Below are 12,666 nucleotides of genomic sequence, written 5' to 3'. Positions count from 1 at the left end.
AAAGGGTTCCTATGTGTTACGGGAGCGTTGTGGGTCCGTCGTCCGGGGTCCCTACAGGCCCGGGATCCGGCCGTTGCGGAACAGGTCGACGAAGATCTGGTGGTCGGCACGCGCGCGTGCGCCGTAGCTGTGCGCGAAGTCCACCAGGAGGCCCGAGAAGCCGTCCTCGTCGGCGGCGATCGCCGCGTCGATGGCCCGCTCGGTGGAGAACGGGACCAGCTCCGAGTGGCCGCTCTCGTCGTCGGCCGCGGCGTGCATGGTGGCCGTGGCCCGGCCGAGGTCGGCGACGACCGAGGCGATCTCCTCCGGGTCGTCGATGTCGCCCCAGTCCAGGTCCACCGCGTACGGCGAGACCTCGGCGACCAGCTGGCCGGCGCCGTCCAGCTCGGTCCAGCCCAGCCACGGGTCGGCGTGCGCCTGCAGGGCACGCTGGGAGATCACCGTGCGGTGGCCCTCGTGCTGGAAGTACTCGCGGATCGAGGAGTCCGTGATGTGCCGGGAGACGGCCGGGGTCTGGGCCTGCTTGATGTAGATCACGACATCGTTCTCCAGGGCGTCGCTGTTGCCCTCCAGAAGGATGTTGTACGAGGGCAGCCCGGCGGAGCCGATGCCGATGCCGCGGCGGCCGACGACGTCCTTCACCCGGTAGGAGTCCGGGCGGGCCAGGGAGGACTCGGGGAGCGTCTCCAGGTAGCCGTCGAAGGCCGCGAGCACCTTGTAGCGGGTGGCCGCGTCGAGCTCGATGGAGCCGCCGCCGGGCGCGAAGCGGCGCTCGAAGTCGCGGATCTCGGTCATCGAGTCGAGCAGCCCGAAGCGGGTCAGCGAGCGGGCGTCACGCAGCGCGTCCAGCAGCGGGCCCTCGGCCGTGTCCAGGGTGAAGGGCGGCACCTCGTCGCTCTTGGCGCCGGTGGCCAGGGCGTGGATGCGCTCGCGGTAGGCCGCCGCGTACACCGTGACCAGCTCGGTGATCTGGTCGTCACTGAGCGCCTTCGCGTACCCGATGAGGGCCACGGAGGCGGCGAATCGCTTGAGGTCCCAGGTGAAGGGGCCGACGTACGCCTCGTCGAAGTCGTTCACGTTGAAGATCAGGCGGCCGTTGGCGTCCATGTACGTGCCGAAGTTCTCGGCGTGGAGGTCGCCGTGGATCCACACGCGGGAGGTGCGCTCGTCCAGGTACGGTCCGCCGCGCCGGGGCCCGAACCCGATCTCCGCGGTGAGGTCGTGGTAGAAGAGGCCCGCCGTGCCCCGGTAGAACGCGAAGGCGGAGGCCGCCATCTTGCGGAACTTGACGCGGAACGCGGCCGGGTCGGCGGCCAGGAGCTCGCCGAAGGCGGTGTCGAAGACGGCGAGGATCTGCTCGCCGCGTTGCTCGGCGCTGAGCTGCGGGACCGACATCGCTGGGTGCCTCCTGGTGCAGGTGGTGCTTGACATGGGGGAAGGACGTGTCCGTCCGCCGGGACGGTTGCTTCCGTCCTGTCCCAACGGACGACGGTACGCGGGAGTGCCCGCGCGCCGGGGACGAACGGTACGCGCGCGTGCCCCGCGCCCCGGATGAAGGTACGGGTGATCGGCCCGCCCGTCACCCGACCACCGCCCCTCATATCGAGGCGCTTCGCGCCCAGTGTTCGTCTCCAGTGTCAGTGGCGCGTCATAGACTTCGACGCTGTCCCCCCAGACTGTCCGCAGCCTGTCGACGAATGTTCTCCTTGGAGGCCGAAGCCGTGTCAAAGCCGCCGTTCACGCACCTGCACGTCCACACCCAGTACTCGCTGCTGGACGGTGCCGCGCGGCTCAAGGACATGTTCGACGCCTGCAATGAGATGGGCATGACGCACATCGCCATGAGTGACCATGGCAACCTTCACGGGGCCTACGACTTCTTCCACACGGCGAAGAAGGCGGGCGTCACACCGATCATCGGCATCGAGGCGTACGTCGCCCCGGAGTCCCGGCGCAACAAGCGCAAGATCCAGTGGGGCCAGCCGCACCAGAAGCGCGACGACGTGTCCGGTTCGGGTGGTTACACGCACAAGACGATCTGGGCGGCGAACCGGACCGGCCTGCACAACCTCTTCAAGCTCTCCTCGGACGCGTACGCCGAGGGCTGGCTCCAGAAGTGGCCCCGGATGGACAAGGAGACCATCTCCCAGTGGTCCGAGGGGCTCATCGCCTCCACCGGCTGCCCCTCCGGCGAGCTCCAGACCCGCCTGCGCCTCGGCCAGTACGACGAGGCACTGAAGTCGGCCGCCGAGTACCAGGACATCTTCGGCAAGGACCGCTACTTCCTGGAGCTGATGGACCACGGCATCGAGATCGAGCGCCGGGTCCGTGACGGACTCCTGGAGATCGGCAAGAAGCTCGGCATCCCGCCCCTGGTGACGAACGATTCGCACTACACGTACGCGCACGAGGCGACCGCCCACGACGCCCTGCTGTGCATCCAGACCGGCAAGAACCTCTCCGACCCGGACCGCTTCCGCTTCGACGGCACCGGCTACTACCTGAAGTCCACGGACGAGATGTACGCCGTCGACTCCTCGGACGCCTGGCAGCAGGGCTGCGCCAACACCCTCCTGGTGGCCGAGCAGATCGACACCGCCGGCATGTTCGAGGCGAAGAACCTCATGCCGAAGTTCGACATCCCCGAGGGCTACACCGAGGTCACCTGGTTCCAGGAGGAGGTGCGCCTCGGCATGGAGCGCCGCTTCCCCGGCGGCGTCCCCGAGGACCGCCAGAAGCAGGCCGAGTACGAGATGGACGTCATCATCCAGATGGGGTTCCCGGGGTACTTCCTCGTCGTCGCCGACTTCATCATGTGGGCCAAGAAGCAGGGCATCGCCGTGGGCCCCGGCCGTGGCTCGGCGGCCGGTTCGATCGTCGCGTACGCCATGGGCATCACCGACCTCGACCCGATCCCGCACGGTCTGATCTTCGAGCGGTTCCTGAACCCCGAGCGCGTCTCCATGCCCGACGTCGACATCGACTTCGACGAGCGCAGGCGCGTCGAGGTGATCAGGTACGTGACCGAGAAGTACGGCGCCGACAAGGTCGCCATGATCGGCACCTACGGAAAGATCAAGGCGAAGAACGCCATCAAGGACTCCGCGCGCGTCCTGGGCTACCCGTACGCCATGGGCGACCGCCTCACCAAGGCGATGCCCGCCGACGTCCTCGGCAAGGGCATCGACCTCAGCGGCATCACCGACTCCTCGCACCCGCGCTACAGCGAGGCCGGCGAGATCCGCGCGATGTACGAGAACGAGCCGGACGTGAAGAAGGTCATCGACACCGCCAAGGGCGTCGAGGGCCTGGTCCGGCAGATGGGCGTGCACGCCGCCGGCGTGATCATGTCCAGCGAGCCCATCGTCGACCACGCCCCGGTCTGGGTGCGGCACACCGACGGGGTGACCATCACGCAGTGGGACTACCCGCAGTGCGAGTCGCTCGGCCTGCTGAAGATGGACTTCCTCGGCCTGCGCAACCTGACGATCATGGACGACGCCGTCAAGATGGTGAAGTCCAACAAGGGCGTCGACCTCGACCTGCTGGCCCTCCCGCTCGACGATCCGAAGACCTTCGAACTGCTCCAGCGCGGCGAGACCCTCGGAGTGTTCCAGTTCGACGGCGGCCCCATGCGCTCGCTGCTGCGCCTGATGAAGCCCGACAACTTCGAAGACATCTCCGCCGTCTCGGCGCTCTACCGTCCCGGCCCGATGGGCATGGACTCCCACACGAACTACGCGCTCCGCAAGAACGGCCTGCAGGAGATCACGCCGATCCACAAGGAGCTGGAGGAGCCCCTCCAGGAGGTCCTGGCGGTCACCTACGGCCTGATCGTGTACCAGGAGCAGGTGCAGAAGGCCGCCCAGATCATCGCCGGGTACTCGCTCGGCGAGGCCGACATCCTGCGCCGAGTGATGGGCAAGAAGAAGCCCGACGAGCTGGCGAAGAACTTCGTCCTCTTCCAGGAGGGTGCCCAGAAGAAGGGCTACAGCGCCGAGGCGATCCAGGCCCTGTGGGACGTGCTGGTGCCCTTCGCCGGCTACGCCTTCAACAAGGCCCACTCGGCCGCGTACGGACTGGTCTCGTACTGGACCGCCTACCTGAAGGCGAACTACCCCGCCGAGTACATGGCGGGCCTGCTGACCTCGGTCAAGGACGACAAGGACAAGTCCGCGATCTATCTGAACGAGTGCCGGCGCATGGGCATCAAGGTGCTGCCGCCCAACGTCAACGAGTCGGAGCAGAACTTCGCCGCCCAGGGCGACGACGTGATCCTCTTCGGCCTCTCCGCCGTCCGCAACGTCGGCACGAACGTCGTCGAGTCGATCATCAAGAGCCGCAAGGCCAAGGGGAAGTACGCCTCCTTCCCGGACTACCTCGACAAGGTCGAGGCCGTCGCCTGCAACAAGCGCACCACGGAATCGCTGATCAAGGCGGGCGCGTTCGACACCATGGGGCACACCCGCAAGGGCCTCACCGCGCAGTTCGAGCCGATGATCGACAACGTGGTGCAGGTCAAGCGCAAGGAGGCCGAGGGCCAGTTCGACCTCTTCGGCGGCATGGGCGACGAGGACACCAGCGAGCCCGGCTTCGGACTCGACGTCGAGTTCACCACCGACGAGTGGGACAAGGCCTATCTGCTCGCCCAGGAGCGGGAGATGCTCGGTCTGTACGTCTCCGACCACCCGCTCTTCGGCCTGGAGCACGTGCTGTCCGACAAGGCCGACGCGGGCATCTCCCAGCTCACCGGAGGTGAGCACGCGGACGGCGCGGTCGTCACCATCGGCGGCATCATCTCGGGCCTCCAGCGCAAGATGACCAAGCAGGGCAACGCCTGGGCGATCGCCACGGTGGAGGACCTGGCCGGTTCCATCGAGTGCATGTTCTTCCCGGCGACGTACCAGCTGGTGTCGACCCAACTCGTCGAGGACGCGGTCGTCTTCGTCAAGGGCCGCCTCGACAAGCGCGAGGACGTGCCGCGGCTGGTCGCGATGGAGCTTCAGGTCCCCGACCTGTCGAACGCGGGCACCAACGCGCCCGTGATCCTCACGATCCCGGCGCTGAAGGTCACCCCGCCGATGGTGAGCCGCCTCGGCGAGATCCTCAGCCACCACAAGGGCGAGAGCGAGGTGCGCATCAGGCTCCAGGGCCCGCGCAAGACCACCGTGCTGCGGCTCGACCGGCACCGGGTGAAGCCGGATCCGGCACTGTTCGGCGACTTGAAGGTGCTGCTGGGCCCGTCCTGCCTCGCGGGCTGACGGGATCGGCCGACAGGATCAGATGAGGTACGCGAGGGGCGCATCCGTTTCCGGGTGCGCCCCTCGGTGTGTGCCTGGGCTTCAACAGCCCTTACGCATGGCCTCAGTTGTGGCCGAAGCGCTTCTGGTGCTTGCGGGCGACATCCGCGGGGCTGCCCTGGGCCTGCGACATCGGCGTGTGAGCCTCCGTCGAGGACCGCTGCGCCTGCTCCTGCGCACGCTCGGCCTGCGAGGAGCGGTCCTGCTGGCCGCCCTGCTTGCGGTTCTTGTTCTTGGCCATGGTGATTGCCTCCTGTGGGGCCCTAGGGGTCAGGGCCGGATCCAGATTCACATTCACATAGCCTGACAAGCAGTGCATTTCGGAGAATTACCGTGCGTAATAAGCCCTGTCGGAGCGTTATCCACCGATTCGCCACGCCGAAGATCGAGTTCGGGCCGTTAACCTCCGCGCCGTCGGGCAGACTCGAAGGAAGCCCGAAGCAAACCTCCCGGAACCGGAAAGAGGGTGGACCGCGTGGACCGCTGCATCGTCCTGGTGGACGCCGGGTATCTGCTCGGGGCTGCTGCCAGTCTCCTCGCCGGGGAGCCTTCGCGATCCCGGATCACCGTCGACCACGCCGCCCTCATCCAGGGCCTGCGCGAGCGCGCCGAGTCCGACACGGAGCGGCCCCTGCTGCGCATCTACTGGTTCGACGGCGCCCCCGACCGCGTACCGCAGCCGGAGCACCGCCGACTGCGCGTGATGCCACGGGTCACGGTGCGCCTCGGCGCGCTGACCCGCAGCGACGGGCGGTGGGCGCAGAAGGGCGTCGACGCCGCCATGCACGCCGAGCTGACCGAGCTGGCCCGCAACCGCGCCTGCTCCGACGTGGTCCTGGTGACCGGCGACGGGGACCTGCTGCCGGGCATGATGGCCGCCAAGGAGCACGGCGTCGCCGTACACCTGTGGGCCGTGCAGGCCGCGGACGGCGACTACAACCAGTCCGAGGACCTGGTCGCCGAGGCCGACGAGCGCCGGGTGCTGGACCGGGCGTGGATCACCAAGGCCGTACGGGCCAAGGACCTCGGCGGGATCTGCGCGCCGCAGCCCGTGCCGCGCCCCGAGATCGCCGCGATCCTCTCCGCGCCGCTGCCCGACTCCTCGCTCACCGGTGCGGCCGAGCGGCCCTCCGAGGCCGCGGAGCACAGCCCCGTCGCCGAGTCGCAGAACGGGGCCGAGGAGCGCGTTCCCGCCCCCAAGGGCGTGCCCACGCCGAAGGACCTCGCCGCACTGCGCGCACCGGGCGTCCAGGCCCCCCAGCACCCCGCGAGCGCGACGCTGCGCTGGTCGTCCGACAAGGGGTGGATCGAACGCCCCGGGGGCGCCACGGAGTCCACGGAGGCCGCCGCGCTGCCCACGCTCGCCCAGCTCACCTCCGCCGAGCAGCGCTGGGCCGACCGCGAGGAGGACATCACCACGGTCGGCGGCGATCCGTACGAGGTGGGGCAGGTCTTCGCGCGCCGCTGGATGGAGCGGCTCACCGACCCGAGCCACCTGCAGAAGCTGTCCACGATGTACCCGCGGGTACCGCACCGCGTGGACGGCGAGCTGCTGCGTTACGCCGCGCGCTTCGGGCTGCTCGCCCACAAGGACGACCAGATCGACGAGCACGACCGTTACGCGATCAGGGCGGGGTTCTGGCGGGAGATCGATGTGCGTACGGCGGCGGAGCATGCCCCTGCCGGGGAGTGAGCCGGGGGAGCCGCCGAACCCCGGGTGTGCTGCTCGGGTGCGGGTGGGTGGGGGCGCTCTTTCGGCGCGCCAGACCTTTGAGACCCGGTCCAGGACGGCTCGTGGACCGGCTGAGGCGAGGGCCCCGGGCGCATAACGGGGCATCGGACCCCGTAGGCTCGTCCTTCGTGAGTACGCGCACGGCACAGGCAGTCCGGAACGGGCACAGGGGCGATGTCGTGTGCTCGGTGCGCGCGCTGACCAAGACCTACCCGGCGGTCCGCGGACGCCGTGGCAGCCCCGGTACGCCCGAGGTGCGGGCCACCGACGGGGTACGGCTGGACATCCGGCGTGGCGAGATCTTCGGCCTGCTCGGGCCGAACGGCGCTGGGAAGTCCACCCTCGTACGCCAGCTGACCGGGCTGATGCGCCCCGACAGCGGCAGTGTCGAGATTCTCGGACACGACATCGTGCGTCACCCCGAGCGGGCGGCGCGCATCCTCGCCTACCTCGGACAGGAGTCCACCGCCCTCGACGAGCTGACCGTGTCGCTGGCCGCCGAGACGACCGGGCGGCTGCGCGGGCTCGAACTGCGCGAGGCGCGGGCCGAGCGGGACGCCGTGCTCGACGAGCTGGGCCTCACCCCGATCGCCTCCCGCCCCCTGAAGAAGCTGTCCGGCGGACAGAGGCGGCTGGCCTGCTTCGCCGCCGCGCTGGTCGGGCGGCGGCCGCTGCTCGTCCTCGACGAGCCGACCACCGGAATGGACCCCGTGGCCCGGCGGGCCGTGTGGTCCGCCGTCGACCGGCGCCGGGCCGAGCACGGCGCCACCGTGCTGCTGGTCACCCACAACGTCATCGAGGCCGAGACCGTCCTCGACCGGGTCGCCGTCCTCGACCGGGGCCGCGTCATCGCCTGCGACACGCCGGCCGGGCTGAAGGAGCGGGTCGCGGGCGAGGTGCGGGTCGAACTCGTCTGGCGCGAGAGCGCCCCGCTGGACGTGCCCGAGGTCGCCGCGCTGCGCGCCCGGGCCGTCGAGTCGGGCCGCCGCTGGACCCTGCGGCTCGCCCCGGAGGAGGCTCGCGCGGCCGTCGCCACGGTCACCGGAGGCGCCGCGTTCGCCGCGCTCGACGACTTCACGCTGGCCACGCCGAGCCTGGAGGACGTGTACCTCGCGCTCGGCGGCAATGCGCAGGGGTTGGTGAAGGCGTGAGCGCGCGGGGTCTGGAATCCGTAGGGGAGTCTGTACGGACAGGGGAGTCTGTACGGACGGGGAGGGGCGTCGTGGGTGTGGGAAGCGGCGTGGGAATCGGCGTCGGAAACAGGAACAGGACGGCTGCCGGAGTGAAGAGGAGCAGCTCGACGTGAGTGTCGTACCCGCTGAGGCGCTGCCGGGCAGTGCGCTGTCCGTGGCCGAGGACGCCGGTGACGCCGCCGAACTCGGACCGCGGGCGCGGCTGTGGCCCTCCCTCGCCGCCATGTACCGGGCCCAGCTCTCCCGCGCGCGCGTGGCGCGGATTCCGCTGCTGTTCGTGGCCACGGTCCAGTCCGTCGGCATCATGGTCATGATGCGTGGCGTGGTGGACGGCGGGGGTGAGGCCCGGTCCATCGTGGCCGGGGCGTCGGTCCTGGTCGTCGCCTTCGTCGGGCTCAACCTGCTGGCCCAGTACTTCGGACAGCTGCGGGCCGGCGGCGGGCTCGACCACTACGCGACCCTGCCGGTGCCGCCGGCCGCGGTCGTGCTCGGTGCCGCGGGCGCGTACGCCTCCTTCACCGTGCCCGGGACCGTGGTCACCGCCGTCGTCGGCTGTGTCCTCTTCGGGCTGCCGATGGCGCATCTGTGGGTGCTCGTCGCGGTGATCCCGCTCGCGGGCGCCGCGCTCGCCGGGCTCGGGGCGGCGCTCGGACTGCTTGCGCCTCGGCCCGAACTCGCCACGCTGCTCGGGCAGTTGGGGATGTCGGCGGCGCTGTTGCTCGGGGTGCTGCCGGCGGACCGGCTGCCTACGGTGGTGCAGTACGGCCGTGATCTGCTGCCCTCCACCTACGGCGTCGAGGCCTTCGCGCGGAGCTTCGGGGCGCACCCCGACTGGGCCTTCGTCGTCGGTGACCTCGCCGTCTGCGCGGGTGTCGGGGTGGCCTCGCTGGCGGTGGCGACCTGGGCGTACCGCCGGGCGGCCGTCCGGTGACGCGGCTGACAGCCGGGCCTGGCACGATGTCAGTGTGACCGCACCGCTGACTCCGCCTCCGCCGCCGCATCAACCGCCCTCCGACGACGCCCACGTCTGGCAGGCTCCGCCCGCCGGGGGTGTCGCGGGGACCGTCGGGTACGAACAGGACGGGCCCGGGATGAAGATCGAAGTGCGGGACGCCGCCGTCGTCACGGTGGCGATGGTGCTCGCGGGCGTGCTGCTCGGTGTGCTGTGGTGGTGGCTGGCGCCGCATGTGCCGCTGATCGCGGACGACAGCGCGGTGTATCTGAAGGACACCGAGGGTGAGCAGGCCATCGGGGTCGACGGGACGTTCACGCTGCTGGCGCTGGCGTTCGGTGCGGTCAGTGCGGTGGTGGTGTTTCTGGTGCGGCGGCGTGGGGGTGTGCCGCTCGTTGTCGCGCTGGCGGTGGGAGGTCTGCTCGGGTCGCTGCTCGCCTGGCGGGTCGGGATCTGGCTCGGGCCGACGCAGAACGTGGTCGCCCATGCCAAGCAAGTGGGCAAGGGGGTGACGTTCTCCGCGCCGTTGAAGCTCGGGGCGAAGGGGGCGTTGCTGGCGTGGTCCCTGGCGGGGCTGGTGGTTCATCTCGGCCTGACCGCGTTGTTCGGTCCCCGGGACCCGGATCCCTACGCGAGCCCGTACGGGGCTCCGAACCCACCGCAACAACCTCCGACGGTCTGAACCAGGGGCACGGGCCGCCTTTCCTCGCCCCCGCCGCCCCTACCCGACCCATCCCCAGGGGCTCCGCCCCCTCACCCCCGCCAGGGGCGCTGCGCCCCCTGGACCCCCGCATCGGCCTGAACGGCCTCGTCCTCAAACGCCGGACGGGCTGAAGATGCGGGCCGGACCGGAGATGCTGGGGCGAAGCCCCGCCCCAGGGGCGCGCGGAACTGCGCGCTCAGCCACCACCGGCCGTCAGCCGAGCGGGGCCGGGCGCGTGGGTCATGGAGGTCGGTGGCCGTGGTTCGAGCGGCCCTTCTTCGTGCGCCACTTGCGTTTGCGGGTTCGTTTCGACATGCCTCTCGTGCTTAACGCACGACGACGCATCCGTCGAGGGGTCACGCACGGGCGACCGGCGCGGACACCGCTTCCGTGAGGTGCGCCAGGTCGTCGGGGGCGAGCTCCACCTCAAGGCCCCGGCGGCCGGCCGAGACGCAGATCGTGGCGTGGTGGTGGGCCGAGGCGTCCAGGACCGTACGGAGTCTCTTGCGCTGGCCCAGGGGGGAGATGCCGCCGCGGACATAGCCCGTGGTGCGCTCGGCGGCCGCCGGGTCGGCCATGGCGGCGCGCTTGCCGCCCACCGCCGTGGCCAGGGCCTTCAGGTCCAGGGAGCCCGCGACGGGGACCACGGCGACCACGAGGGAGCCGTCCACGTCCGCGACCAGGGTCTTGAAGACGCGATCGGGGGAGACCCCCATCGCCTCGGCGGCCTCCTCTCCGTAGGAGGGGTGCGCGGGGTCGTGCTCGTAGGCGTGGACCGTGTACGCGACGCCCGCCGCCGTCAGGGCCACCGTCGCGGGCGTGCCCCCGGACTGCTGCTGCTTCTTCGACTTCTTCGCCAAGGTGTCGAGGCCTTCAGTTGAGACTTGTCGGGCTGCGCGTCAGTTCCGCCGCCGGCAACGACGGCAGATTACGGATGATGGCGGTCTCGGCGCGCAGGAGTTTCAGCTCTTCGTGCAGGCGGGTGGCCGTGTCGGGAGCCTGGAGCAGCTTCTGCTTGGCCGGGATGTCGAGCATCACGGCGGCCGCCACCAGGTAGGAGACCACCGCCGGGTCGTCCGGCAGGTCCGCGCCGGTGGACAGTGAGCGTTCGCGGGCGCCCGCCAGCCGCTTCTGGTACTGGCGGAAGGCCCGCAGGACGCCCTCGGCGAGCGCGCCGGCCTCCTCGCCGGGTTCCTCCGGAAGTTCCTCCAGTTCGGCCGTCAGGAACGCGCCGGAGGCGTCCACCGACAGGAGCCGTACCCGCGTGGTGCCGGTGGCCAGTACCTCGAAACTGCCGTCGGCACGCTCCCGGATGGTGGCCGCGTCCGCGACGCAGCCCACCTCGTGGAAGGCCTTGAGCGGGTCGTCGCCGAACCCGGCCGCGGGACCGCGCCGCGGCAGCGCCGTCTGGTCCGGCATGCCGGGTGCGGTGCGCGCGACCTCGTGGCCGTCACGGATGGCGACGACGGCGAACCGACGCGGTTCGTCCTCGGGGGTCTTCAGCAGTTCGCGCATCATGGCGCGATAGCGCTCCTCGAAAATGTTCAGGGGAAGCACGAGACCCGGGAACAGTACCGAGTTCAGGGGGAAGAGCGGGAGCCGGACGGTGGTCACGACGCGAAAGCCTAATGGTCGCCGGAGCGGGCGCGTCCGCCGCGCTCACTCCGTGGATGGAGGGGGATGATCGAGGCGACCTCCAGGCGGACGCCGTCGCGCAGTTCCAGGAACTGGCCCAGCGGGTCGTCGGAGACCCGGTCCCAGGGGAACGAGGTCGCGTACGGGCCGATCAGACGGAGCTGGTCCAGGGCGTCCTGCCAGCGCTCCAGCCTGATCAGGACGTAGGTGAGGAGGTTGCGCACCTCCGCCGGCCACGGGTCGGCGGGCGCGTAGGCCGCCGAGACCGCGATCGCGAGGTCGGCCGCCTCGTCGAGCCGCTCGCGCGGGATGACGGCCCGGCCGCCCTCGGTCAGATAGGCGAAGGCCGCGCGCACCGGAAGCGCCTGTACGAGTGAGCCGGGCAGCGCGTCCTGCGCGGCCCGCTCGGCGAAGTCGAAGCACTCGCGGTGCGAGCCGTACCAGGCGGCCGACAGGTACTTCAGGGCGGCCACATGGCAGCCGTAGTGGTGCGGGGAGCGGCGTACGGCCTCGGTCCACAGCTGCTCGAACTCGGTGTGCCCGGCGTTGGTGCCACGGGCGTGGTCGAGCGCGATCCGCCAGGGCACCGGGTCGCGCGGGTCGCCCTCGGCGGCGGCGCCGATCAGCGGGCCGACCTCGCGCAGCAGCTCGGCGCGGGCGGGCGACTCCCACCAGCGGCGCACCGCGAGCTCGGCCTTGACCAGGAGCGCGTCCGGGTCGTGCGGGGACTCGCTCTGCCAGGTCTGGAGCCATCCGTCGCGGGTGCGCGCGAAGACGGCGAGGCGCCGCGCGTACCGGTCGCGGTTCTCCCACTCGGCGGCCTCGCGGGTGGCGGCGAGCAGTTTGGCGGCGATGTCGTACTCACCGCGGGCCGCCGCGACGAGGGCCGGGGCCAGCCGTTCGTCCGGGGCGTCCAGCAGTACCTCGTCGTCGGCGGGCAGTCCGGCGGCGAGGCGCGAGGTGTTCTTGACCATCCGGGCCGTACGGATGAACGCGCGCAGCAGTGCCATGGTGTCGACCATTGAAAGCCGCAGGTCGGAGCTGTACCAGAGGGTGCGCGGTGACACTTTCGTAACCCTCGTTTGGTTGTATGTCAGATGGTCAAGGGTGAGTAAAAAGTGACTGTTGTTCTATTATTGAACACCTGTCAA

Annotated in this window: 10 protein-coding genes; 5 read left to right on the top strand and 5 right to left on the bottom strand. The window is 70.4% G+C overall.

Going from position 1 to position 12,666, the window contains the following annotated elements:
* Nucleotides 1-51: 51 nt before the first annotated feature.
* Nucleotides 52-1,395: a DUF2252 domain-containing protein gene (locus tag FNV62_RS16250; RefSeq protein WP_060902093.1), complete on the bottom strand. Its 1,344-nt coding sequence runs from the start codon at nt 1,393-1,395 to the stop codon at nt 52-54.
* A gap of 326 nt (nt 1,396-1,721) precedes the next feature.
* On the opposite strand from FNV62_RS16250, the gene dnaE reads away from it, so the two are divergent.
* Entirely contained in the window at nt 1,722-5,261 is a 3,540-nt protein-coding gene (gene dnaE / locus FNV62_RS16245) for a DNA polymerase III subunit alpha (RefSeq protein ID WP_054231583.1), read from the top strand.
* 103 nt (nt 5,262-5,364) lie between these two features.
* Here the strand turns inward: dnaE and FNV62_RS54585 are convergent, their stop codons facing one another.
* Entirely contained in the window at nt 5,365-5,541 is a 177-nt protein-coding gene (locus FNV62_RS54585) for a hypothetical protein (protein WP_167552113.1), read from the bottom strand.
* A gap of 234 nt (nt 5,542-5,775) precedes the next feature.
* Here FNV62_RS54585 and FNV62_RS16240 point away from each other — a divergent pair, with 234 nt between their 5' ends.
* The 4 genes from FNV62_RS16240 to FNV62_RS16225 all read left to right on the top strand — a co-directional run bounded on the left by FNV62_RS16240 (nt 5,776) and on the right by FNV62_RS16225 (nt 9,859).
* Nucleotides 5,776-6,993, top strand: a complete 1,218-nt coding sequence (locus tag FNV62_RS16240; protein WP_097288893.1) for an NYN domain-containing protein — start codon at nt 5,776-5,778, stop codon at nt 6,991-6,993.
* Nucleotides 6,994-7,160: 167 nt separating this feature from the next.
* Entirely contained in the window at nt 7,161-8,183 is a 1,023-nt protein-coding gene (locus FNV62_RS16235) for an ABC transporter ATP-binding protein (RefSeq protein ID WP_179858139.1), read from the top strand.
* A gap of 151 nt (nt 8,184-8,334) precedes the next feature.
* Nucleotides 8,335-9,156: an ABC transporter permease gene (locus FNV62_RS16230; protein ID WP_054231471.1), complete on the top strand. Its 822-nt coding sequence runs from the start codon at nt 8,335-8,337 to the stop codon at nt 9,154-9,156.
* A 34-nt stretch (nt 9,157-9,190) separates the two neighbouring features.
* Nucleotides 9,191-9,859: an AAA family ATPase gene (locus FNV62_RS16225; RefSeq protein WP_143601373.1), complete on the top strand. Its 669-nt coding sequence runs from the start codon at nt 9,191-9,193 to the stop codon at nt 9,857-9,859.
* A gap of 377 nt (nt 9,860-10,236) precedes the next feature.
* Here FNV62_RS16225 and ybaK read toward each other — a convergent pair whose 3' ends face one another.
* The 3 genes from ybaK to FNV62_RS16210 are packed head-to-tail and all read right to left on the bottom strand — an operon-like array spanning nt 10,237 to nt 12,537.
* Nucleotides 10,237-10,740: a Cys-tRNA(Pro) deacylase gene (gene ybaK, locus FNV62_RS16220; protein WP_054231469.1), complete on the bottom strand. Its 504-nt coding sequence runs from the start codon at nt 10,738-10,740 to the stop codon at nt 10,237-10,239.
* Nucleotides 10,741-10,753: 13 nt separating this feature from the next.
* Nucleotides 10,754-11,494: an LON peptidase substrate-binding domain-containing protein gene (locus FNV62_RS16215; protein WP_097284294.1), complete on the bottom strand. Its 741-nt coding sequence runs from the start codon at nt 11,492-11,494 to the stop codon at nt 10,754-10,756.
* A gap of 11 nt (nt 11,495-11,505) precedes the next feature.
* Nucleotides 11,506-12,537 carry a hypothetical protein gene (locus tag FNV62_RS16210; protein ID WP_373559581.1) on the bottom strand — a complete coding sequence of 344 codons (1,032 nt, stop codon included), beginning with the start codon at nt 12,535-12,537 and terminating at the stop codon, nt 11,506-11,508.
* Nucleotides 12,538-12,666: the final 129 nt, after the last annotated feature.

It is taken from the genome of Streptomyces sp. RLB3-17, assembly GCF_007113425.2.
GTDB lineage: Bacteria > Actinomycetota > Actinomycetes > Streptomycetales > Streptomycetaceae > Streptomyces > Streptomyces mirabilis_D.
Note: the sequence above shows the minus strand (reverse complement) of the source record. Positions and strands in the feature narration are given on the sequence as shown.

Excerpts from the sequence above, each read along its gene's own strand:
- FNV62_RS54585 (WP_167552113.1), bottom strand. The coding sequence starts at position 5,541 with ATGGCCAAGAACAAGAACCGCAAGCAGGGCGGCCAGCAGGACCGCTCC.
- FNV62_RS16210 (WP_373559581.1), bottom strand. The coding sequence starts at position 12,537 with ATGGTCGACACCATGGCACTGCTGCGCGCGTTCATCCGTACGGCCCGG.
- FNV62_RS16250 (WP_060902093.1), bottom strand. The coding sequence starts at position 1,395 with ATGTCGGTCCCGCAGCTCAGCGCCGAGCAACGCGGCGAGCAGATCCTC.